This is a genomic window from Amycolatopsis arida (assembly GCF_900115565.1).
In the GTDB taxonomy this organism is placed as follows: Bacteria; Actinomycetota; Actinomycetes; order Mycobacteriales; family Pseudonocardiaceae; genus Yuhushiella; species Yuhushiella arida.
The window spans coordinates 62484-85731 of the sequence record NZ_FOWW01000004.1; the positions used below are offsets into that span (position 1 = coordinate 62484).

Annotated in this window: 14 protein-coding genes; 11 read left to right on the plus strand and 3 right to left on the minus strand. The window is 72.3% G+C overall.

Annotation, left to right across the window (positions count from 1 at the left end):
* Positions 1-23 precede the first annotated feature (23 nt).
* Positions 24-1064 (minus strand): substrate-binding domain-containing protein, encoded by a 1041-nt coding sequence (locus BM051_RS13405; protein ID WP_243859611.1) that lies wholly within the window; start codon positions 1062-1064, stop codon positions 24-26.
* Positions 1065-1094: 30 nt separating this feature from the next.
* Between BM051_RS13405 and BM051_RS13410 the strand changes: the two genes are divergently transcribed.
* The 3 genes from BM051_RS13410 (at position 1095) to BM051_RS13420 (ending at position 6254) form a co-directional block, all read left to right on the plus strand.
* On the plus strand, positions 1095-2762 hold the full coding sequence (locus BM051_RS13410) for an alpha-amylase family glycosyl hydrolase (protein ID WP_092530467.1): 1668 nt from the start codon (positions 1095-1097) through the stop codon (positions 2760-2762).
* A 177-nt stretch (positions 2763-2939) separates the two neighbouring features.
* Positions 2940-5495 (plus strand): M14 family zinc carboxypeptidase, encoded by a 2556-nt coding sequence (locus tag BM051_RS13415; protein WP_092530468.1) that lies wholly within the window; start codon positions 2940-2942, stop codon positions 5493-5495.
* Between the two features lie 84 nt (positions 5496-5579).
* Positions 5580-6254, plus strand: coding sequence for a GOLPH3/VPS74 family protein (locus BM051_RS13420; protein ID WP_092530469.1), 675 nt, complete (start codon positions 5580-5582; stop codon positions 6252-6254).
* A 2-nt stretch (positions 6255-6256) separates the two neighbouring features.
* On the opposite strand, the gene BM051_RS13425 is transcribed toward BM051_RS13420, so the two are convergent.
* Positions 6257-8563, minus strand: a complete 2307-nt coding sequence (locus BM051_RS13425) for an FdhF/YdeP family oxidoreductase (protein WP_092530470.1) — start codon at positions 8561-8563, stop codon at positions 6257-6259.
* A 180-nt stretch (positions 8564-8743) separates the two neighbouring features.
* On the opposite strand from BM051_RS13425, the gene BM051_RS13430 reads away from it, so the two are divergent.
* Together BM051_RS13430 and BM051_RS29035 are read left to right on the plus strand one after the other, a co-directional pair.
* Positions 8744-11383, plus strand: a complete 2640-nt coding sequence (locus BM051_RS13430) for a valine--tRNA ligase (protein ID WP_092530471.1) — start codon at positions 8744-8746, stop codon at positions 11381-11383.
* Between the two features lie 336 nt (positions 11384-11719).
* Complete coding sequence (locus tag BM051_RS29035; protein ID WP_092530472.1) at positions 11720-12316, plus strand: hypothetical protein; 597 nt, start codon at positions 11720-11722, stop codon at positions 12314-12316.
* A 63-nt stretch (positions 12317-12379) separates the two neighbouring features.
* On the opposite strand, the gene BM051_RS13440 is transcribed toward BM051_RS29035, so the two are convergent.
* A complete protein-coding gene (locus BM051_RS13440) occupies positions 12380-13228 on the minus strand; it encodes an SGNH/GDSL hydrolase family protein (protein ID WP_092530869.1) in 849 nt (282 codons plus the stop codon).
* 365 nt (positions 13229-13593) lie between these two features.
* Here BM051_RS13440 and BM051_RS13445 point away from each other — a divergent pair, with 365 nt between their 5' ends.
* The 6 genes from BM051_RS13445 to BM051_RS13470 all read left to right on the plus strand — a co-directional run bounded on the left by BM051_RS13445 (position 13594) and on the right by BM051_RS13470 (position 23176).
* Complete coding sequence (locus tag BM051_RS13445; RefSeq protein WP_092530473.1) at positions 13594-15108, plus strand: sugar ABC transporter ATP-binding protein; 1515 nt, start codon at positions 13594-13596, stop codon at positions 15106-15108.
* Between the two features lie 274 nt (positions 15109-15382).
* Complete coding sequence (locus BM051_RS13450; RefSeq protein WP_092530474.1) at positions 15383-16399, plus strand: ABC transporter permease; 1017 nt, start codon at positions 15383-15385, stop codon at positions 16397-16399.
* Positions 16396-17445 (plus strand): ABC transporter permease, encoded by a 1050-nt coding sequence (locus BM051_RS13455; RefSeq protein ID WP_092530475.1) that lies wholly within the window; start codon positions 16396-16398, stop codon positions 17443-17445. Before BM051_RS13450 ends, BM051_RS13455 begins: the two co-directional genes overlap by 4 nt.
* The gene (locus BM051_RS13460; RefSeq protein WP_092530476.1) at positions 17442-18620 is read left to right on the plus strand and encodes a substrate-binding domain-containing protein; all 1179 of its coding nucleotides are present in this window, start codon (positions 17442-17444) and stop codon (positions 18618-18620) included. The genes BM051_RS13455 and BM051_RS13460 overlap by 4 nt, the downstream gene beginning before the upstream one ends.
* The gene (locus BM051_RS13465; RefSeq protein WP_092530477.1) at positions 18617-19489 is read left to right on the plus strand and encodes a sugar phosphate isomerase/epimerase family protein; all 873 of its coding nucleotides are present in this window, start codon (positions 18617-18619) and stop codon (positions 19487-19489) included. Before BM051_RS13460 ends, BM051_RS13465 begins: the two co-directional genes overlap by 4 nt.
* Positions 19490-19558: 69 nt before the next feature.
* A complete protein-coding gene (locus BM051_RS13470; RefSeq protein ID WP_092530478.1) occupies positions 19559-23176 on the plus strand; it encodes a ThuA domain-containing protein in 3618 nt (1205 codons plus the stop codon).
* The last annotated feature ends 72 nt before the right edge of the window (positions 23177-23248 follow it).

The window sequence follows — 23248 nt, forward strand, 5'->3', positions numbered from 1 at the left end:
CGGGCAGGACGGCGTGAGCGGGTTCATCGCGTGCTGGCCCGCACCGAGGCGGTCCATGCGGCGGGGCCGCTCGGTCCGCGATCGCCGAGTGCGATCAGGGCACAGGCCCGCCCCTGATCGAGCAGCGACTGGGCGATGGTGGTGAGACCTTCGCGCCTCGCGTCCGGGCCGTCGTCCCAACCGGACACCGCGACGTCGTTCGGCACGTGGAGTCCTCGGCGACGGGCGGAGTCGAGGACGGCGAAGGCGAGTTGGTCGCTCATGGCCAGCACCGCGTCGGTGTCGCACGCGTCGAGGAGCACGTCCGCCATGGCCGCCGCGTCGTCGCGGTCGTTGCGGGCCACGACGGCCACCGGCAGGCGACACGTGTCGAGGCCCGCTTTCCGGCAGTGGTCGTAGACGCCGAGGAGGCGTGCGCGGGTGACCGGGAACGCCACGTGGTCGGGGTCCGGTCCGGTTTCCAGTCGGGATCTGCGGTCGCGACCGAAGGGAAAGCTGAGCACCGTCGGGCGGTGGGCTCCGCCGAAGGTGCGCGCCGCCAGCTCGCGGGCGGCGGCACGGTTGTCGATGCCGACCAGCCGAGCGCCGGGGACAGCGGGACCGCCGTGAACGGCGACCGGCTTGTGCAGCCCGGTCACCACCGGGAGCACCGGGTCGGAGTCGACGGTGGTCCAGACGATGTAGCCGTCAACGGATGCCGACCGCACGCGGTCGACGTCCTCGTCCTCACCCGTGGTCGGAATGAGGTTCAGCCCGATCCCGCGCTCGCGGCAGACCTCGGCGACGCCGGCGAGGAAGCGGCGGGCCTGCGGGTCCTCGAAGGCGTAGGCGAGGTGCTCGCCGAGCACGACGCCGATCGCGCCGTTGTGGCGACGGCGCAGGGACCGTGCGGTCGGGTCCGGTCCCCGGTAGCCCAGCTCGGCGGCGACCTCCCGGACCCGGCGCAGGGTGTCCGGGGCGACCCGGTCCGGCTGGTTGTAGCAGTACGACACCGTCATCGGGGAGACCCCGCAGCGGCGCGCCACCTCGGCCATGGTGACGCGCGACGATCCGGCGCTGGACATGGTCCCAGCCTACTTGTGTATCGTTACACAATGCGCACGGAGAACACCCATCTCACCCTCGGGCGACCGGCCCGGCCCTGGTGGCAGGACGCCGTCATCTACCAGGTGTATCCACGCAGTTTCGCCGACACCGACGGTGACGGGATCGGGGACCTTCCCGGCATCGTCGAGCGGCTTCCCCATCTCCGCTCCCTCGGTGTCGACGCCCTGTGGATCTCGCCGTTCTTCCGATCGCCGATGGTCGACTACGGCTACGACATCAGCGATCACACCGCCGTCGACCCGATCTTCGGCACCGACGCCGACGCGGACGTGCTCATCGCCGCGGCCCATGCGCAGGATCTGCGCGTCCTCGTCGACATCGTGCTGCCCCACACCAGTGACCAGCACCCGTGGTTCCGCGCCGCGGCCACGTCCCGCACCGCACCGACGCGCGACTACTACGTCTGGCGTGACGGGCCCACCCCCGGTCGCCCCGACGGCGGCCCACCGAACAACTGGTCCGCCGGGTTCCCTCCGGGCAGTTCCAGCTGGACGTGGCATCCAGCCACCGCTCAGTGGTATCTGCACTCCCACCTGCCCCAGCAGCCCGACCTCGACTGGTCCAACCCCGCGGTCCGGGCGGCGCAGCTCGACGTCCTGCGCTTCTGGCTGGACCGCGGCGTGGACGGCGTCCGGCTCGACTCGATCAACCGCCTCGGCAAGGACCCCGCCTACCGCGACAACGTCCCCGGCCAACCCCCGCGCCAGCAGAACTGGCCGACACTGCACGACTACCTGCGCCAGGTTCGCGCGCTCGTCGACGAGTACCCCGACGCCGTCGTGGTCGGCGAGGTCTGGGAGTTCGACCAACGCCGCATCCTGCCCTATCTCGCCCCCGACGAACTGCATCTCGCCCACAACTTCGTGTTCGCCAGGCTGCCCCTCGACGCCGCGGAGATCAGGCGAACGGTCGAGGAGTTCCTCGACCTGGCCGGCCCGAGCACCTGGCCCGCGTGGTTCCTCAACAACCACGACGAACCGCGGGTCGTGAGCCGGTGGTCGGCACCGGGCGACGACGAGAAGGTCCGGCACGCCCGGGGGCGTCTCGCCGCCATGCTGCTGCTCACCCTGCGCGGCACCCCCTTCCTCTACCAAGGTGAAGAGTTGGGCCTCCCCGACACCGAACTACCACCCGGTGTGGGCGAGGACCGCAACGGGCGCGACCCGCAACGCACCCCGATGCCCTGGGGGCCACCGTCCACGGCCGGTCCTGACGCGGGATTCAGCACCGCCGAACCATGGCTGCCGATCGGCGCCACCGCCGAACAACTCAACGTCGCCGCCGAACTCCGGGACGCGAGCTCGATGCTCACCCTCTACCGCGACCTCCTGAGCCTGCGCCGAACCCGGCCCTCCCTGCGAGCCGGAAGCCAGGTGTTCCTCGACGTGCCACGCGACCTCCTCGCCTACCTCCGCACCGAGGGCGGGGAACGCTCGCTGGTGGTCCTGAACTGTGCCGCCACGACCTGCTTCCTCGACCTTGCCGCGGTGTTGGGGCCCGGCTGGTCGGCCACACCCGTGCTGCTGGCCTCGACCAGCGACGCCGCGGGACCGGCGCTTTCGGCCACGGCAGGCGGGTCGGATTCCACCCTTGTCCTGGGTCCGTTCAGCGGCGTCGTCCTCGACCCCGGACCCCCGCTGGAAGCGGCGGTGTGACGATCAGCGGCCCGAGTTGGCCCCGCGAGCACCGCCCGCCTGGCTCCCGGATGACCGGCCCCGGCTCACCGCGGCGACCCGTCAACCGCCCGGTATGCCGAAGTGTTAGCCGGCGACTTCTTGCCAAGTCGTTAGCGGGGCGAAACACTCGTCGCACCCGTGCTCAGGGAGGTACCCATGCCCCGTGCCCGCTCGGCCCGCCGGCTGCTCGCCGCGGCCGCACTCCTGCTGCTGCCGGCCACCGCGCTACCGGCCCAGGCCGCCCCGCCGACCGGCCCGGATCCCGGTGCCACCACGCACCGCGAACCCGGTAACGGGCCCGAGCGCAACCGGGTCGCCGCCACCGACGCCGCGCCGCGGCCGGTCGCCGCCAGGGCGGCGGGGGAGAACCGGCGGCACGGCGACCACCGGGGCTACCCTCGCCGCACCGAGCTGCGGGTCTACCCGGAGGATCCGACGGACAAGGCCGTCAAGCTCGGTCTGGTGCCCTACCACGCGCTGGCACCCCGGCTCAACGACCTGCAGGCCCGCAGCGACCGGGTCTCGGTCGAGGTGATCGGCCAGTCGACGCTCGGCCGTGACCTGTACCTGGTCACCGTCACCGCCCCGGAGCGGCCGGCGGAGACCCGGCGGCAGGACCGCTGGCGGGAACTCATCGAGAACGACCCGGCCCGCGCCGCCCGGAACGTCGCGCTGGTCCGGCACTACAAGGCGCCGATCTGGATCAACGCCAACATCCACGGCGACGAGTGGGAGGGCACCGACGGTGCGCTGCGGGTCATCGAGCGGCTGGCCACCGCCCAGGACCGGGACACCCGGCGGCTGCTGGAGCGCACCCGGATCCACGTCACCGTCACCAACAACCCGGACGGGCGGGTCGCCGGCACCAGGGCCAACGCCGCCGGGTTCGACATCAACCGCGACCACATCACCTCCGCCCAACCGGAGTCCCGGGCCGTTCGGGACGTCGTGATCGGCACCCAGCCGCTGGTGATGCTCGACGAGCACGGCTACACCGGCACCACGCTGATCGAGCCGGCCACCCCGCCGCACGGCCAGAACTACGAGTACGACCTCTACATCAAGCACGCCTACGCCAACGCGCTCGGCATGGAGAAGGCCGTCGCCGGGCTCGGCCACCCGGAGACGGCCACCGCGGACATCCCGTTCCGCGACTTCGACCCCGGCGAGTGGGACGACTGGCCACCGATCTTCACCCCGATGTACGCGATCTACCACGGCGCCGTCGGGCACACCGTGGAGGTGCCGCTGCGGGTCAACCGGCGCGAGTACGACACCCTGCCGGTCGAGGAGCTGCGCCGCCGCTCGGCGATCAACACCGACGTCGCCGCGGCCACCATCCGCGCCGCGATCGACTACACCGACCACAACCGGGCGGCGCTGATCGCCGACCAGATCGAGCAGTTCCGGCGCGGCTGGGCCGGCACGCCGCAGCGCCAGGTGCCGGACGGCTACGTGCCGGGCTACGGCCCCGAGGACCGCTACACCGTCGACTTCCCGCGGGCCTACGTGATCCCGGCCGGCGAGGGGCAGCGCTCCGCGCCCGCGGCGGCCCGGCTGGTCGACCACCTCGTGGTTAACGACGTGCGGGTCGGCCAGGCACGGTCGCCGTTCCGGCTCGGCGGCCGCGCCTATCCGGCGGGCTCGTACCTGGTGGACATGCACCAGCCCAAGCGCGGCCTCGCCAACGCGATCCTCGCCGAGGGCAAGGACATCTCCGCCGACGTCCCGAGGATGTACGACATCTCCGGCTGGAGTCACCGGCTGCTGTGGGGCGCGTCGGTGGACGTCGTCCGGGACGAGGCCCCGCGGGTGCGCACCACGCCGGTGACGGCGGCCGCGCCGACCGGCGGGGTCGACGCGGCGCCGGGGCAGGACCTGGCACTGGCGCTGCTGGACGGCAAGGACGTCCAGGCGGTCAACACCCTGCTCGGCCAGGGGCTCCCGGTGCACCGGCAGACCGACGGCGGGGTGATGGTGCCGGCGTCGGCGCGCTCGGCGGCACTGGCCGTGGCGGAGCGGTTCGGCGTCCGGTTCACCGCGGCGCCGGCCGGTGAACGCGGCCCGCTGCTGCGCCGTCCGGTGCTCGCCGCCGCGGTGGGCGCCGACGAGCTGGCGGTGCTGCGTGAGCTGGGCTTCGAGGTGCACCCGGTGTCCACCTCGGCGCTCAACTCCGGGTTCGATCTGTCCAGGGTGGACACCCTGGTGGTCTCCAGCGGGCTGTCCTACCGGCAGCTCACCGCGCAGGCGCGCGCGGCGGTGGACGCGTTCCTCGCCCGGGGCGGTGTGGTGACCCGCGGTGCGACCGGGGCGGCGTTCAACGCCGACGCCGGGCTGCTGCGGGTGCGAGCCGTGGCCGGGCGCGACGACGCCAACGGGGTCGTCGCCACCACGACCGGCGGCGGCGCGGTGGGCAGCGGCTCGCCGGCGCACTCGTTCGTGTACTCGCCGATCTGGTTCACCGAGCTGGGCGAGTCCGTGGTGGCCGAGCAGCGGTACGCCACCGGGAACCCGCTGGTGGCCGGGCACTGGCTGCCCGGCAAGGACGGCCAGGGGCCGGCGCAGGCCGCCGGGTCTGCGGCGGTGGTGTCGGGCACCGCCGACCGCGGTACGCGGACGGTCCTGTTCGGCACCGAGCCGCTGTTCCGGGCCCACCCCAAGGGCCTGTTCGCCCAGTTCGCCAGGGCGGTCTACTGGACCAGCACCCCGTGACCCACTGAGGAGTCGGGGTCGGCGCCGGGGAACCGATTCGCGGTCTCCCCGGCGCGTCCCGGCCGGGGCCCCTAGGCTCGGGGCATGGTGATCGCGGAAGACCTGCTGCTGCTGGCGTTCGACGACGACACCGGCAAGCCGATCTCGGGGGTGAGCAACCTCGAGCTGAGCCTCGCCGGCGCGCTGCTGATCGAGCTGGCGATGCTGGGCAGGGTCGGGCTGGCCGTCGAGGGCGAGTCGGTGAAGAAGGGGCGCCTGGTGCTGCGGGACAGCACGCCCACCGGCCACCCGGCGCTCGACGACGCCCTGGACAAGCTCGGCAAGCTGGAGGGGCGCAAGCCCCAGGACGCCATCCGCCCGCTGTCCGGCGACGACCTCTCCAACCGGCTGCTCGCTGGCCTGGCCGACCGCGGCATCCTGCGCCGCGAGCAGGGCCGCGTCCTCGGGATCTTCCCGACCACGCGCTGGCCGGCCGAGGAGTCCCGGCACGAGGAGGAGGTCCGCGCCGGGCTGCGCCGGGTGCTCGTCGACGGTGGGGCGCCGACCGAGCGGGAGGCCGCGATGATCGCGTTGCTGTCCGCGATGAAGCTGGCCGGCAGGGTGGTCGACGCGCCGGACCGGAAGCTGGTCGAGCGGCGGGCCAAGGAGATCGCCGAGGGCAACTGGGTGTCCGACGCGATGGGGAAGGTGACCGAGGAGATCACCACGGCGGTGATGGTCGCGGTCTTCGTCCCCACGATCGTCAGCACCACCAGCTGAGCTCAGCCGGCGCGCTCCAGCCGCACCACGATCGCCTTCGCCACCGGCGTGTTCGACGTGCGGGCCACCGAGTCCAGCGGGAGCAGCGCGTTCGCCTCGGGGAAGTACGCGGCGGCGCAGCCACGGGCACACGGGTAGGCCACCACCCGGAACCGCTCCGCCCGGCGCTCGCCGTCGCGCCACTCCGAGATTAGGTCCACGAGATCGCCGTCGGCGAACCCGAGGGCGGCGAGGTCGTCGCCGTGGGCGAACACCACCCGACGGCCGCCCTCGATCCCGCGATAGCGGTCGGACAGCCCGTAGATCGTGGTGTTGTACTGGTCGTGGCTGCGCAGGGTCTGCAACAGCAGCCGCCCGGCGGGCACCGCCGGGTACTCCAGCTCGTTCGCGGTGAACCGCGCCCGCCCGGTGCTCGTGCCGGGGAACTCGCGGTTGTCCCGCGGCGGGTGTGGCAGCACGAATCCGTCCGGCTCGCGCACCCGCCGGTTGTAGTCCGCGCAGCCCGGGACCACCCGGGCGATCCGCTCCCTGACGAGGTCGTAGTCGCGTTCGAACTCCGCCCACGGCACGGGGTGGTCGGGGCCGAGCAGGGCGCGGGCCAGCCGGCACACGATCGCCACCTCGGAGCGCAGGTGCGGGCTCGCCGGCGGGAGGGTGCCGCGCGACCCGTGCACCACCGACATCGAGTCCTCGACGGTGACGAACTGGGCGCCGGCGGCCTGGACGTCCCGCTCGGTGCGGCCGAGCGTCGGCAGGATCAGCGCGGTGCGGCCGGGCACGACGTGCGAGCGGTTGAGCTTGGTCGAGACGTGCACGGTGAGCGCGCAGGAGCGCAACGCCCGCTCGGTGAGCGCGGAGTCCGGTGCTGCGGCGGCGAAGTTGCCGCCCAGGCCGACGAACACCCGGCCGCGGCCGTCGCGCATCGCCCGGATCGCCTCGACGGTGTCCCAGCCGTGCTCCCGCGGCACGGTGATGCCGAACTCCTCTTCGAGCCGGCGGAGGAACGGCTCCGGCATCTTCTCCCAGATCCCCATGGTTCGGTCGCCCTGGACGTTGGAGTGCCCGCGCACCGGACACAGTCCGGCGCCCGGCTTGCCGATCATCCCGCGGAGCAGCGCGACGTTGGCGATCTCGCGGATGGTGGGCACCGCGTGTCGGTGCTGGGTCAGCCCCATCGCCCAGCAGAAGATGGTGCGCTCGGACGCGGCGAGCATCCTGGCGATCCGCTCGATGCGTGTCCTGGGCAGCCCGGTCGCCTCGTCCACCGCGGTCCAGTCCAGCGCGCGCAGGTGCGCGGCGTACTCGGCGAACCCGTCGGTGCGTGACTCGACGAAGTCCCGGTCCGCCACGGTCCCGGGCGCGGCGTCCTCCCAGCGCAGCAGCAGGTGGCCGAGCGCCTGGAACAGCGCGAGGTCGCCACCCAGTCGGATCTGGGCGAACTCGTCGGCCAGCGGGGTGCCCCTGCCGGCCACGCCGCGCGGCGTCTGCGGGTTCCTGAACCGGATCAGGCCGGCCTCCGGCAGCGGGTTCACCGCCACGATCCGCGCGCCGTTCGCCTTGGCCTTCTCCAGCGCGGTGAGCATGCGCGGGTGGTTGGTGCCCGGGTTCTGCCCGACGACCACGATCAGGTCCGCCCGGTGCAGGTCGGCCAGCCGCACCGAGCCCTTGCCGACACCGGTGACCTCCGACAGCGCGGCGCCGGAGGACTCGTGGCACATGTTCGAACAGTCCGGCAGGTTGTTCGTGCCGAACGAGCGGACCAGCAGCTGGTAGAGGAACGCCGCCTCGTTGCTGGTGCGGCCGGAGGTGTAGAAGATCGCCTCGCCGGGATCGGCCAGCGCCCGCAGCTCGCCGGCGATCAGGCCGAACGCGTCGTCCCACGCGATCGGTTCGTAGTGGGTGGCGCCGGGGCGGAGCACCATCGGGTGGGTCAGCCGGCCCTGCTGGCCGAGCCAGTGGTCGGTGCGCTCGGCCAGCTCGGCCACCGGGTGGCGGGCGAAGAACTCCGGGTCGACCCGGCGCAGCGTGGCCTCCTCGGCCACCGCCTTGGCGCCGTTCTCACAGAACTCGATCGTCCCGCGGTGCCCGCCGTCGGCCGCGCGCGGCTCGGGCCAGGCGCAGCCGGGGCAGTCGAAGCCCTCCCGCTGGTTGACCAGCCGCAGGGTCCGTACCGCCCTGCCGGGGCCGAGCTGCTCGAGGGCGCGCTTCGCCGCGACGACGACACCGGTGACTCCGGCCGCCGCCGACTTCGGGCCGTGCGCGTCGAGCCGGCTCTCGTCGATGTCCTCGCGGGGCGGTTTCCTTGGCATGCCTCGCATCCTCCGCCATGGGCCGGCCCGGACGCCAGGGCTGTTCACACTAAGGTGTCGAACACGAGTTCGAATACCGCGCTAGCATGGGGTGTATGAACAAGATCCGAACTCCCGCCTTCTCCGCGGTTCTTGCCCCCACGAGGGCTCGAGGAGCCGCACTTCGTAGGCTTACCGGTTGTGACGGACATTGGGACCCAGCAGCAGACGGAACTGCCCGGCAACTGGAACCCGGCCGAGGAAGAGGCCGAGCTCTACCGGCGCTGGGTAGCCGCGGGCTACTTCACCGCGGACGCGGCGTCGGACAAGCCGCCGTTCACGATCGTGCTGCCGCCGCCCAACGTCACCGGCAGCCTGCACATGGGGCACGCGCTGGACCACACGCTGATGGACGCGCTGACCCGGCGGCGTCGCATGCAGGGTTACGAGGTGCTGTGGCTGCCCGGGATGGACCACGCCGGCATCGCCACGCAGAACGTCGTCGAGCGTGAGCTGGCCGGGCAGGGCGTGTCCCGGCACGACCTCGGCCGGGAGGGGTTCGTCGAGCGGGTCTGGGAGTGGAAGGCCGAGTACGGCGGCAAGATCCTCGACCAGATGAAGCGGCTCGGCGACGGCGTCGACTGGTCGCGCGAGCGGTTCACCATGGACGAGGGCCTGTCCCGGGCCGTGCAGACCATGTTCAAGCGGCTCTACGACGACGGGCTGATCTACCGGGCCGAGCGGATCATCAACTGGTGCCCGCGCTGTCACACCGCGCTGTCGGACATCGAGGTGGAGCACTCGGAGGACGAGGGCGAGCTGATCTCCATCCGGTACGGCGACGGTGAGAAGTCCGTCGTGGTCGCCACCACCCGCGCAGAGACCATGCTCGGCGACACCGCGGTGGCCGTGCACCCCGACGACGAGCGCTACCGGCACCTGGTCGGCACCGAGGTCGAGCTGCCATTGACCGGGCGGCGCGTCCCGGTGGTCGCCGACGAGCACGTGGACCCGGAGTTCGGCACCGGTGCGGTGAAGGTGACCCCGGCGCACGACCCGAACGACTTCGAGATCGGCCGGCGGCACGACCTGCCGGCGTTGACGATCATGGACGAGCGCGGGGTGATCACCGCGCACGGTCCGTTCGAGGGGCTCGACCGGTTCGAGGCCCGGCCGGCGGTGGTGGCCGCGCTGCGTGAGCAGGGCCGGATCGTCGCGGAGAAGCGGCCGTACCTGCACGCCGTAGGGCACTGTTCGCGGTGCGACACGGTGGTCGAGCCGCGGCTGTCGCTGCAGTGGTGGGTGCGGGTCGGGCCGCTGGCCAAGGCGGCCGGCGACGCCGTGCGCGACGGCCGCACCCGGATCCACCCGCCGGAGCTGGCGAAGCGCTACTTCGACTGGGTCGACAACATGCACGACTGGACCATCTCGCGTCAGTTGTGGTGGGGGCACCGGATCCCGGTGTGGTATGGGCCGAACGGCGAGACGGTGTGCGTCGGCCCCGACGAGCAGCCGCCCACCGGCGAGGGGTGGCACCAGGACCCGGACGTGCTGGACACCTGGTTCTCCTCGGGGCTGTGGCCGTTCTCCACGATGGGTTGGCCGGAGCCGACCGCCGACCTGGCGAAGTTCTACCCGACCACGGTGCTGGTCACGGGCTACGACATCCTGTTCTTCTGGGTGGCCCGGATGATGATGTTCGGGCTGTACGCGATGGACGGCCGGCAGCCGTTCGACAACGTGTTCCTGCACGGGCTGATCCGGGACGCGCAGGGCAAGAAGATGTCGAAGTCGCGGGGCAACGTGATCGACCCGCTCGACTGGATGGACACCTACGGCGCCGACGCCACCCGGTTCACCCTCGCCCGCGGTGCCAACCCGGGCGGGGACATGGCGCTGGCCGAGGAGTGGGCGGCCGGGGCCCGCAACTTCGGCACGAAGCTGTGGAACGCCACCCGGTTCGCGTTGCTCAACGGAGCGACCGTGGCCCGGCCACTGCCACCCGCCGACGAGTTGACCGCGACCGACCGGTGGATCCTCGGCCGGCTCGCCACCGTGGTGCCCGAAGTGGACCAGCTGTTCGAGGAGTACCAGTTCGCCAAGGTGACCAACGTGCTCTACCACTTCGTGTGGGACGAGCTGTGCGACTGGTACCTGGAGCTGGCGAAGGTGCAACTGACCATCGAGGACACCGCGCGGGCCGAGCACACCAGGGCCGTGCTCGGGCACGCGCTGGACACCGTGCTGCGGCTGCTGCACCCGTTCCTGCCGTTCGTCACCGAGCGGCTGTGGACCGCGCTCACCGGGGGAGTGTCGCTGGTGGTGGCGGCGTGGCCGGAGGCGGACCGGTTCGCCGGCTACGCCGACGAGGTCGCGGCGGAGCGGATCGCTGACGTGCAGAAGCTGATCACCGAGGTCCGGAGGTTCCGCGCCGACCAGGGGCTCAAGCCGGGCCAGCGGGTGGTCGCCACGCTGTCCGGGCCGGGGTACGACGGCATCGCCGGGCACGAGGCCGCGGTGCGCGCGCTCGCCCGGCTTACCGAGCCCGGTGACGGGTTCACCGAGAGCGCCGCGCTCGAGGTGGGGCTCACCGCCGGCGCGGTGAACGTCCGGCTCGACCTGTCCGGCGCCATCGACGTGGCCGCGGAACGCAAGCGGCTGCGGAAGGATCTCGCGGTGGCCGAGAAGGAGCTCAAGCAGGCGGAGGCCAAGCTCGGCAACGCGGCGTTCCTGGAGAAGGCGCCGGCGGAGGTGGTGGAGAAGATCCGCGCCCGGCGGAACACCGCGGAGGCGGACATCCACCGCATCACCGCCCGCCTCGACTCCCTGCCCTCCTCCTAGCCTGGCGGATGGGGTGCTGCGTGGCTGCTGCCCGGGGAACACCAGTGAGGTGGGGCACGCCTCACCCCAGGGGCAGCCGTGCGTAGGCCGGTTCGGGGCACGCCCCCATCGACAAGGGGCACACACCTCACCACGGGTTGCAGGTTGCGGCCATTCCCCTCCCCATTTCCGATCGTCAACACCTTGGGGCTTCGGGGTGGGGACCAACGTCCCGAAGCGGGACAAGGCTCCAAGCACAACTCGCCCGCGCGGCTTCGAAATGGGACAGCCATGCCCACCACACCCCGCGTGGCTTCGGATGGGACAGCGCAGCACTCCGAGACGAGTGGAGACGACGTGGACCGACCCCGGCGGGTGACCTGGGTGCGGCAGCGTGGCCGTGGGTGGGCCGCGGTGTACGGGTTGCGTGACGGTGTCGCGGTGCTGCCGGATCCGTACGTCTGGTACCGGTACCAGCTGCTCGTCGGCGTGCCGGTCGTGCTGCTCGGAGTCGCGCCGGTAGCGGTGAACTGGACCCGGCTGGGTCTGCCCGGCAGTGGCTCGACCGGGCTGGTCGTCCTGGTGGCCGCCGTCGCGGTCGAGGCGCTGCTGCTGCGGCTCGCCCGCGGCGCCGCGGAGCTGCGCCGGGTGGCGCTCGGCTGGGCCCGGCCAGGGCGGCTGGCGCGGCCGCCGGTCTTCGGCATCGTGCCGCTCCGTGCCCGCTGGACCACCGTCGCCGAGATGCGTCGCGGCCTGGCGATCCGCGGCTTCACCGAGCCGGTGCTGCACGCCGGGGCGGTCCGCGCCATGGAACTCGGCCGGGCGGGATGGATGGTCACCGCCACGCTGCGCACCGCGGAAGGTGAGATCTACGAGCTGGTCCGCCCTTTCCCCGTGGGGCAGCGGCGGTTCCGGCGCGTCCTGCGGGACAGCCTGGCCGGCACGCCGCACTGAGGCGGCCCGGCGGTGGCGGTCGGCTGCGTTCAGTGGGTGGGTCGCGTTGTGGGTGACGCCCGCTCACCGGGCGGTGAGCCGCGTGTCGAGGTGGGCACGGACCACCGAGGCCACGCCGGCCATTCCGGCGCGGTAGGGGTGGTACTCCGCGGCCTGGAACAGCGTGCGGTCCTTGCCGTTCACCCACGCCACCCCGGCCGGCTGGCACGCGTCGTGGCCATTCGAAGGGCCGTAGGTGTCGACATAGGACATTCCGATGCGGGAGGCGGTGGCGGCGGCCAGCGCGGCGTTGAGCGCCTCCTCCACACTGCTCAGCCAGGCGTAGTCACCCTCGGCGAACGGCAGCACGTCCGGACAGTGCCCCCGCTCCGGCGCGATCCGCGGGTAGCCGACCACCAGCACCTCCGCCCGCGGCGCCCGCGCCCGGATCCCGTCCAGCACGGCCGCAACGTTGTCCCGGATCCCGGGCAGCAACGCCGCGATCGCGTCCACCCCGCCCTCGGTGAAGTGCTCCCGGCACGGCGCCCCGGTCGGGTCCGCGTCGCGCAGGGTCGGGCAGGTGCCGACCAGCCGGCCGAACACCCCGAAGTCGTTGCCGCCGATGCCGAGCGTCACCAGGTCGGTGCCCTCCCGCAACGCGTCCAACTGCGGCGCGTTGCGACCCAGCGTCACGTCCTGGGGTCGGAACATGTGCTCGGTCCGCGCGCCTGCGCAACTGACGTCGGTGAACGACCTCGGGCGCAGCGCCACCGCCAGCATCGACGGGTAGTTGCTGGTCGACCGCATGCAGCCGAACGGGCCGAGCCGCTGCAACGGGATCAGCGGCCCGGAGGTGTAGGAGTCGCCGAGCGCGACGTAGTGCCGGGGCGTGGCGGCGGCCCCCGCGGCGGCCGCCGGTAGCGCGAAGGCCATCAGGGTGAGCGCGGTGATGGCGGTGAACAGCGCGGTGAACACGCTGCGGCGGACGAGCACGGGACACCCTCGCGGGCAGGCGGCGGTCAACGGCGGCCACCGGCGCCCAGCCCTGGCCTCGCGGGAGCGGTCACCGATGGTTACCGCGGTCGCTCGGCCCTGGACCTCGCGGGCCACGGCGGCGCCTCTCCTGTTCCTAGCCTCCGACGGGCGCCGGCGGTGTCCTCCGATCGGGCCGACTTCACCCGCTCCTTACGACATTTGGCGCAATCGACAGGCTTTCTGGCCTTGAGAAGCACATTTTCGCACAACTAATACACACTTTTGTTTGACATGCACTGAAGATCCCTCGTAGGGTCCAGCGCATGTCTGTGGCAGGGCTGACCTCACAAGGGCACCCGGTGGTGCGGATGCGGGGCGTTCGCAAGCAGTTCCTGGGGGTGGAGGTCCTGCACGGGGTGGACCTCGACCTGCACGCCGGCGAGGTCCACGCGTTGGTGGGGGAGAACGGCGCCGGCAAGTCGACGCTGATGAAGGTGCTGGCCGGGGCACACCGCCCGGACGCGGGGACGGTGGAGATCGACGGCGCCGAGGTGACGTTCGGCTCCCCGCGGGAGGCCCAGCGGGCCGGCATCGCGATCGTGCACCAGGAGTTCACCCTGCTGCCCGACCGGACCGTGGCGGAGAACGTCTGTCTCGGCCGGGAGCCGGTGCGCCGCGGCCAGGTCGACCGCGCGCGGATGGAGGCCGACACCGCGGCGCTGCTCGACCGGCTGGGGGAGCGGGGCATCTCCCCGCGCGTCCCGGTGCGTCGCCTGCCGGTCGCCCAGCAACAGGTCGTCGAGATCGTGAAAGCGCTATCAACGGACGCGAAGGTACTCGCGATGGACGAGCCGACCGCCGCGCTCGCCGACCACGAGGTGGAGCTGCTCTACCGGCTGGTCGGCCGGCTGCGCGAGGCCGGCATCGCCATCCTCTACGTCTCGCACCGCCTGCGCGAGGTGTTCGACCTCAGCCAGCGGATCACCGTGCTCAAGGACGGCGCGCTGGTGACGTCGGTGCCCACGGCCGAGCTGACCACCGACGAGCTGGTCCGGCACATGGTCGGCCGCCCGCTGGCCGCGCTGTTCCCGGAGAGGGCGCGCCCGGAGGAGCTCGGCCCGGTGCGGCTGGCCCTGCGCGGCGCGGGCAACGCCCGACTGCGCGGCATCGACCTCGAGGTGCACGCCGGCGAGGTCGTCGGCCTCGCCGGGCTGCAGGGCGCCGGTCGGTCGGCCGTGGCCCGCGCGGTGTGCGGGGTCGACCCGTTCACCGTCGGGACGCTGGAGCTGGACGGCCGGTCGGTGCGGATCCGCTCCCCGCGGGCCGCGGTTCGGCACGGCATCGCCCACGTCACCGAGGACCGCAAGGGCACTGGGCTGGCGCTGCGGCAGTCGGTGCGGGACAACGTGCTGCTCGTGCGGCGCGCGGCGTTCGGGCGCAGCAGGGGCGCGCGGGACGTGCGCGAGCTGCTGCGCTCGGTCGCGGTGGTGGCCCGCGGCGAGGATCAGGAGGTGCGGTTCCTGTCCGGCGGGAACCAGCAGAAGGTCGTGCTGGCGAAGTGGCTGGCGGTCGAGCCGGCGGTGCTGGTGGTGGACGAGCCGACCCGAGGAATCGACGTCGGCGCGAAGGAGGCGGTCTACGAGTTGCTCCGCGGTCTCGCCAGGGAGGGCGTGGCGGTGCTGATGATCTCGTCGGACCTGCCGGAGCTGATCGGGATGAGCGACCGGGCGCTGGTCATGCACGACGGCCGGCTGGCCGGCGAGCTGCCCGCCGGGCCGACCGAGGAGGCCGTGATGCGCCTGGCCACCGGGCACGAGCTGGGCGAGGAGGCGGCGTGACCGCCAAGGCGAGCGAACCGGGGGACATCGCGATGCGGCGAACGGGACCGGAGGCGCACCCCGGGCCGGCGACAGCGGCCAACCTCCCGACGCGAACGGCCAACCTCCCGACGGGAGCGGCAAACACGGTGACGCGAGCGGCGAATACGCGGACGGGAGCGGCGAACACGGTGGTGGTCTTCAGTGGGGAGGGGTTCGCGGGCGAGCTCGTGAGCGCGCCATGCGACGCGGCAGCCCGGCGGGTGTCGCCGAGGAGCGCCGGTGAGGGGGCGGCGTGAGCACGACCGCGGTGCGGCCGCGGCCGGCCGCCGCGCCCCGGCCGGAGCGCCGTCCGAAGTGGACGTCGTGGCTGAGCCCCACGGTCGCGGTCTACCTGGCGCTGGTGCTGGTGCTGGTCGCCGGCAGCGTGGTGGTCGGGGCGCGTGGCGGGGTACTGCTCGACCAGGGGGGCATCCTCAACATCCTCACCCGCGCCACCGCGCTGGGGCTGGTCGCGATCGGCCAGACCATGGTGATCCTGGCCGGCAAGCTGGACCTGTCCGTGGCTTACCTGATCGGCCTGTGCTCGCTGGTCGCGGCGGAGACCATGGCCGGCGATCCGGCCCGGATCGTGCCCGCGGTGCTGCTGACCCTCGCGGTCGCCGCCGGGGTCGGCCTCGTCAACGGCCTGATCGTCACGCGCCTGAAGGTCAACGCCTTCATCGCGACGCTGGGCATGGCACTGGTCATCCGCGGTTACCTGGAGAACGGCTACACCGGACCGGCCGGTGACGTGCCCCGCGCCTTCCAGCACCTTGGCTACGACCGGATCGGCCCGGTCCCGGTGTCCACCCTGCTGATGCTCGGCCTCGCCGCACTGGCCTGGTGGTACCTGACCCGGGGCCGCGGCGGCTACCACCTCTACGCGGTCGGCGGCGACGAGGACGTGGCGCGGCTGTCCGGCATCCGTACCGGTCGGGTCGTGGTCACCGCGCACGTGCTGTGCTCGCTCGCGGCCGGGCTGGCCGGCCTCTTCCTGGCCAGCCGGCTGGGCTCGGGGGCACCGTACGTCGGCGTGGACGCCGGCTACGACCTCGAGTCGATCGCGGCGGTGGTGCTCGGCGGCACGCTGCTCGCCGGTGGCCGGGGCGGCGTCGTCGGCACGATCGGTGGCGTCCTCATCCTCGCCACGCTCGACACGATCTTCGACGACATCGGGCTGAACTCCTTCGTCAAGGACGTCGTCCGCGGGGTGGTGCTCATCGTCGCGGTGGCGCTGTACGCCCGGCGGCGGATGCGGAGGGCGGCATGACCGGCGACACCGGAACCACGAGCGGAACCACGAACGACACCAGCGCCGGCACCCCGGCCGCGCGCCCGCGTTCCCGGCGGCTCCGGCTGGCGGACGGCACCGGCCCGGTGCTCGCCGTGCTGGTGGTGCTGCTCGTCGCGCTCGCGTTCGCCGGGCCGGCCTACATTGAGCCCGCCGGCTACCTCGCGCTGCTCAAACGGGCGGCGCCACTGATGATCCTCGCGATCGGCCAGTACTTCGTGATCGTCAGCGGCGGGTTCGATCTCTCGGTCGGCTCGCTGGTCACCGCGGAGGTGGTGATCGCCGCCCGGCTGATGGACGGCGACGAGTCGGCCACGCTGTGGGTGATCCCGTTGCTGCTCGGATTCGGCGCGCTGGTCGGCCTGGTCAACGGGCTGATCACCACGCGGCTGCTGGTGCCGTCGTTCATCGTGACCCTGGGCATGCTGCTGGTGCTCGACGGCGCGGTGTTCCTGTGGACCGGCGGCTCGCCACGCGGCGCGCTGTCCGACGCGTTCCGCGAGGTCGGCCGGGGCGGGCTGGAGGTGCCGCTGCTCGGCCAGCTGCCGTGGTCGGTGGTGCTGCTCGCGGTGCTCTGCGTCGCGGCCGTGCTGTTCATGCGCGGCGGCACCGGACGCACACTGGTCGCGGTCGGCGACAACCCGGACGTCGTGCGGCTCGGCGGCGGAAACGTCGAGCGGCTGCGCACCCTGGCGTTCGTCCTGTCCGGACTGTCCGCGGCCGTCGCGGCCATCCTGCTCGGCGGGTTCGCCGGCGTCTCCGCGCAGGTCGGCGACGGCCTGGAGTTCCGGGTCATCACCGCGGTCGTGCTCGGCGGCGTGGTGCTCGGTGGCGGCCGCGGCTCGGTGGTCGCGGCGATGGCCGGCGCGCTCACCCTCGAGGCCCTGTTCTCCCTGCTCAACCTGCTCGGCGTCGCCGGTGGCCTCGAGTCGGCCGTGCAGGGCGGAATCATCATCGCCGCCGTGGCGTACGCGGCGGTGGGACACCGACTCCTTCCCGGCAACCGAACCAGGAGAAACCGATGACGAGAGCATGGATGGCCGTCCTCGCCGCCGGCGCGCTGGCCCTTCCGGCGTGTTCGAGCGACCTGCCGGCCGAGGCGGACAAGCCGCCCGCCGACGGCGCCCCGTCCAGCGCCCCCGCGGCGAGCGAGTTCTTCGACCAGGCCGAGTACGACCGCCAGCTCGCGCTGCGCCAGGCCACCCCCGAGGGGCCGGCGGACAAGCCGTGGGAGCAGGCGCTGCGGCCGGAATGGGTGGACACCGCGCAGTACGAGAAGGACGGTCCACACAAGATCTGCTTCTCCAACGCCTCCGTGGACAACCCGTGGCGGCAGGTCGGCTGGAAGACCATGCGGGCCGAGGTCGACCTGCACCCGGAGATCGCCGACTTCACCGCGCTCGACGCCGAGGCCAAGGACGACAAGCAGATCAGCGACATCCAGTCACTGGTGTCCCAGGACTGCGACGCGCTGATCGTCTCGCCGAACACCACGCTGACGCTCACCCCGGCGGTGGAGCAGGCGTGCGCGTCCGGCATGCCGGTGATCGTGTTCGATCGCGGCGTCAACACCGACTGCCCGGTCACCGTCATCCACCCCATCGGCGGCTACGCGTTCGGCGCGACCGCCGCCGAGTTCCTCTCCCGGGAGGTCGGCCAGGGCGGCTCGGTGCTGGGCCTGCGCGTGCTGCCGGGCGTGGACGTGCTGGAGCACCGCTGGGCCGCGGCCGAGCGGATCTTCTCGGCGAACGGCGTGCGGGTGGTCGGCGCCGAGTTCACCGGCAACGACAGCGCGAAGGCCAAGAGCATCGTGTCCGACTACCTGCAGCGCGAGGGCAGGATCGACGGGATCTGGATGGACGACGGCACCGCGGCCGTGGCCGTGCTCGAGGCGTTCGAGGACGCCGGCCTCGAGCCGCCGGCGATCTCCGGCGAGGACCAGCAGCAGTTCCTGGAGAAGTGGAAGGCCGAGGGGCTGACCGCGCTCGCCCCGACCTACCCGACCTACCAGTGGCGCACCCCGGTCATCGCGGCGCTGAAGATCCTGAACGGCGAGCGGGTGCCGAAGGAGTGGATCCTGCCGCAGCCGGTGATCGACTCGACCAACCTCGACCAGTACCTCACCGCGGGCATGCCGCCGCTGCACTACGGCCTCTGCGGCTGCCAGGACATGCCCGGCTACCCCGAGCGCTGGCGGTGACGGCCGTGTGGCCGGTCGGGGTGAACACCTGGGTGTGGACCTCGCCGCTGGACGACGCCGCGCTGCGGGAGCGCGCGAAGTGGGCCGCCGAGCAGGGGTTCGACGTGCTCGAGCTGCCGGTGGAGAACCCGGGTGACTGGGACCCGGCCGCCGCGGCGACCGTGCTGGCCGACCTCGGCCTCACGGCCACCGTGGTGCTGGTGATGCCACCGGGACGCGAGCTGGTCCAGGCCGACGCCGCGGTGATCGGCGCGACGCGGGACTACCTGCGGCACTGTGTCGACGTCGCGGCCACGGTCGGCTCGCCGGTGCTCGCCGGGCCGGCGTACGCCTCGGTCGGCCGCACGTGGCGGACGAGCCCGGCGGAGCGGGAGACCTGCCTCGCCGAGCTGCGCGAGCACCTCGCCCCGGTGGTCGAGTACGCGGGGCGGGCCGGAGTCGTGCTGGGCGTCGAACCGCTCAACCGGTACGAGACCAGCCTGCTCAACACCGTGGCGCAGACCCTGGAGGCGCTCGACGGTCTCGACGAGCGCGCGTGCGGGGTGGCGCTGGACGTCTACCACCAGAACATCGAGGAGACCGACCCGCCGGCGGCGATCCGCGCGGCGGCCGGCCGGATCGCGCACGTGCAGGTGTGCGGCAACGACCGGGGGACGCCGGGGCGGGACTACCTCGACTGGCCGGCCCTGCTGGCCGCGCTCGACGCCGCCGGTTACCGCGGTCCACTGTGCGTCGAGTCGTTCGCCGCGCACAACCAGAGCATCGCCACCGCCGCGTCGGTGTGGCGCCCGCTGGCGGAGAGCCAGGACGCGCTCGCCGCGGACGGGCTGGCGTTCCTGCGGGAGGTGATGTCCACCGCACGAGCCTGATCCACCTCGACGGCGCCGGCACGCCGGAGAACCCCGATTTCTCTCTCCGTCCCCACACGTGAGGAATCCATGACACGCATGAGACTCTTGCCGAGGGTGGGCGCCGTCGTCCTCGGCGCGCTGGTCGCGATCGGGCTCGCCCCGGCGTCCGCGTCGGCCCATCCCGGCCACGAGCACGACCCGGAGTTCCGCGCCCTGCTGTTCACCAAGACCGCGGGCTACCGGCACGACTCCATCCCCGCCGGCGTCGCCATGTTCGAGCAGTTGGCGGCCGAGCACCACTTCGAGCTGGACCACACCGAGGACTCCGCGGTCTTCACCGACGCGACACTGGCCACCTACGACGTCGTCATCATGTTCCAGACCTCCGGCATGGTCTGGGAGAGCGACGCGCAGCGCCAGGCGATGCGGAACTACGTGGCCGGTGGTGGCGGTGTCGCGGCCATCCACAACGCCACCGACATGGGCATTGAGTCGGAGTTCCCCTGGTGGGACGAGCTGGTCAACGCTGGTGCGCACATGCCGTCGCACTCGCCGGGCGTGCTGCGCGGCACCGCGAAGGTCGCCGACCCGAACCACCCCTCCACGGCCGGGCTGCCGGACCGCTGGGAGCGCGACGAGGAGTGGTACAACTTCGACCACAGCATTCGCGGCAAGGCGCACGTCCTGGTCACCGCGGACGAGTCGACCTACAACCCCGGCCCCGACGCGATGGGTGCCGACCACCCGATCTCGTGGTGCCGCACGGTGGGCACCGCGCGGGTGTGGGCGACCGCGATGGGTCACCCCACCGCGGCCTTCTCCGAGCCGCTGTTCATCGAGCACCTGCTCGGCGGGGTCCGCACCGCCGCCGGGGTCGCGCCCGCCGACTGCGCGGCCACGGTGGACAGCTCGTTCGAGAAGATCGCGTTGGACAGCGACACCAAGGCGCCCACCGCGTTGGACGTCGCGCCGGACGGCCGGGTCTTCTACACCGAGATCCTCGGCCACGTGAAGGTGTTCGACCCAACCACCGACAGCTACTCGGTCGCGCTCGACATCCCGGTGTACTCCGGCGGTGAGGACGGCGTCGTGGGCATCACCCTCGACCCGGCTTTCGCCGAGAACAACTGGCTCTACCTGTACTACTCACCGCCGGGCACCGAGGAGATCAACCGGGTCTCCCGGTTCACCGTGCGGGACAACACCATCGACGCCAGCACGGAGACCGTGTTGCTGGAGATCCCGGCGTCCCGGCGCGAGGAGCCCGGGCACACCGGTGGCTACCTGACCTTCGGGCCCGGCGGCAACCTCTACATCGGCGTCGGCGACGACACCAACCCGTTCCACTCCAGCGGGTACAGCCCGATCGACGAGCGACCGGGCCGGGACCTGTTCGACGCGCAGAAGACCTCGGCGAACACCAACGACCTGCGTGGCAAGATCCTGCGGATCCACCCGGAGGCCGACGGTGGCTACTCGATCCCCGAGGGGAACATGTTCGCCCCGGGCATCGAGAAGACCCGCCCGGAGATCTACGCAATGGGCTTCCGCAACCCGTTCCGGTTCAGTGTGGACACCGACGGCACGGTCTACGTGGCCGACTACGGGCCGGACGCCGGCAGCGCCGACCCGAACCGCGGGCCGGACGGCAAGGTCGAGTGGAACATCATTCGTGAGCCGGGCTTCTACGGCTGGCCGTACTGCGTGGCCGACAACATCCCGTACAACGACTACGACTTCGCCACCGGTACCTCCGGCGCCAAGTTCGACTGCGCCAACCCGATCAACGACTCGCCGAACAACACCGGGCTGCGCGAGCTGCCGGCGGCGAAGGCGGCGGAGATGTGGTACGGCTATGGGCCCTCCGCGGAGTTCCCGATTCTGGGCACCGGTGGCTCCGCGCCGATGGGCGGTCCGGTGTACCGCTACGACCCCGAGCTCGACTCGGAGGTGAAGTTCCCGGCCTACTACGACGGCAAGCCGTTCTTCTCCGAGTGGGCCCGCAACCGGATCTTCTCCTTCAACCTCGACGACGAGGGCTCGCTGCTGTCCATCGACCCGTGGTTGGACAGCGTGGAGACCCTCGCGCCGATGGACATGCGGTTCGGCCCGGACGGGGCGATGTACCTACTCGAGTGGGGCGGCGGCTTCGGAAGGGACCACCCCGACTCCGGGCTCTACCGGATCGAGTACAACCAGGGCAACCGCCAGCCCGTGGTGAAGGTGAGCGCCCGCCCGCTGTCCGGGCAGGCCCCGCTGGAGGTGACGTTCTCCAGCGCGGGGTCGAACGACCCGGAGGGCACCAAGGTGAGCTACGCGTGGGACTTCGGCGACGGCACCACGTCGACCGAGCCCGACCCGGTGCACGTCTACACCCGCAACGGGCAGTACAACGCGCAGCTCGTGGTCACCGACGAGACCGGCAAGACCGGAGCGGCCAACGTGACCGTCACCGTGGGCAACACGGCACCGGAGGTCGAGCTGGTCTCGCCGGTCGACGGCGGGTTCTTCGACTTCGGCGACACGGTGCCGTTCGACGTGCGGGTCACCGACCCCGAGGACGGTGAGATCGACTGCTCGCGGGTGGTGGTGCAACCCGCGCTGGGCCACGACCAGCACGCCCACCCGCTGGACCCGATCAACGCCTGCACAGGTCGGTTCCAGACCATCGTGGACGACGGGCACGCCGGGGCGAACATCTTCTACTCGGTGGACGCCAGCTACACCGACCGCGGTGGCGACGGCGCTCCGGCGCTGGTCGGTCGGGACATGGCGGTGCTGCAGCCGAAGCACAAGCAGGCCGAGTACTTCACCCGCTCGATGGGCATCCGCGTGGTGTCGCAGAGCGGCGCGGAGAACGGCCAGCGCATCGGCGACATCACCGACGGCGACTGGATCGCGTTCGACCCGGTCAACTTCACCGGCATCGACCAGGTCTCGCTCCGAGCCTCCGCGCCGGACGGCCGGGGTGGGTCGGTGGAGTTGCGGGCCGGGGCGACCGACGGGCCGCTGGTGGCCACCGTGCCGGTGCCGAGCACCGGCGGGTGGAACAACTACGTCCAGCTGCCCCCGGTGGACATCACCGACCCCGGCGGCACGACGGAGCTGTTCGTGGTGTTCCGTGGGGCGATGGCCAGCCCGTTCGACCTCGACTCGCTGACCTTCGTCGGCCGCGGTGTCGCGGTGGGTGACGAGCAGCCGCCCGCCGTCGAGGTGTCCGGTGTGGACGACGGTGCCAGCCACGGTGACTCCGTGGACCTCACGCTGGGCTGGACGGCCACGGACGACGAGTCCGGGGTCGCCGGCACCGAGGCCATGCTGGACGGCGCGCCGGTGGACAACGGTGCGGTGGTCCCGCTGCACGCCCTGGCGCTCGGCCCGCACGAGCTCGTGGTCACCGCGACCGACGGGGCGGGCAACGTCGCCGAGCGGAAGGTCACGTTCACCGTGACGACGTCGCTGGCCGACGTGCGGGCACTGGTCGACCGGTTCTCCGGGGAGGGCCGGATCGACCGGGTCACCACGGTCCGGTTGCGGTCGGCGCTGTTCGCGGCGACCACGCTCACCTCGGCCGGCGTGACCCATGGCGCGATCAGGGCCATGGAGCTGTTCGCCGACACCGCCCGCCGCCACGTGCGTGACGAGCAGGCGCGGGAGGTACTGGTCCGGGACGCCGAGGCACTCGTGGCGGAGTGGCGCGGCTGATGGGATCACCCAGGACGCGAGGTCGGATGCCGGGCCGATCCTCGCACCGGCCGGCGCCTCGGCGGACTCGTC

What these genes read in the sequence shown, in the direction of transcription:
- BM051_RS13405 (WP_243859611.1), bottom strand. Translation starts at nt 1,064, where the DNA reads ATGTCCAGCGCCGGATCGTCGCGCGTCACCATGGCCGAGGTGGCGCGC.
- BM051_RS13410 (WP_092530467.1), top strand. Translation starts at nt 1,095, where the DNA reads ATGCGCACGGAGAACACCCATCTCACCCTCGGGCGACCGGCCCGGCCC.
- BM051_RS13415 (WP_092530468.1), top strand. Translation starts at nt 2,940, where the DNA reads ATGCCCCGTGCCCGCTCGGCCCGCCGGCTGCTCGCCGCGGCCGCACTC.
- BM051_RS13420 (WP_092530469.1), top strand. Translation starts at nt 5,580, where the DNA reads ATGGTGATCGCGGAAGACCTGCTGCTGCTGGCGTTCGACGACGACACC.
- BM051_RS13425 (WP_092530470.1), bottom strand. Translation starts at nt 8,563, where the DNA reads ATGCCAAGGAAACCGCCCCGCGAGGACATCGACGAGAGCCGGCTCGAC.
- BM051_RS13440 (WP_092530869.1), bottom strand. Translation starts at nt 13,228, where the DNA reads ATGGCCTTCGCGCTACCGGCGGCCGCCGCGGGGGCCGCCGCCACGCCC.
- BM051_RS13445 (WP_092530473.1), top strand. Translation starts at nt 13,594, where the DNA reads ATGTCTGTGGCAGGGCTGACCTCACAAGGGCACCCGGTGGTGCGGATG.
- BM051_RS13455 (WP_092530475.1), top strand. Translation starts at nt 16,396, where the DNA reads ATGACCGGCGACACCGGAACCACGAGCGGAACCACGAACGACACCAGC.
- BM051_RS13460 (WP_092530476.1), top strand. Translation starts at nt 17,442, where the DNA reads ATGACGAGAGCATGGATGGCCGTCCTCGCCGCCGGCGCGCTGGCCCTT.
- BM051_RS13470 (WP_092530478.1), top strand. Translation starts at nt 19,559, where the DNA reads ATGACACGCATGAGACTCTTGCCGAGGGTGGGCGCCGTCGTCCTCGGC.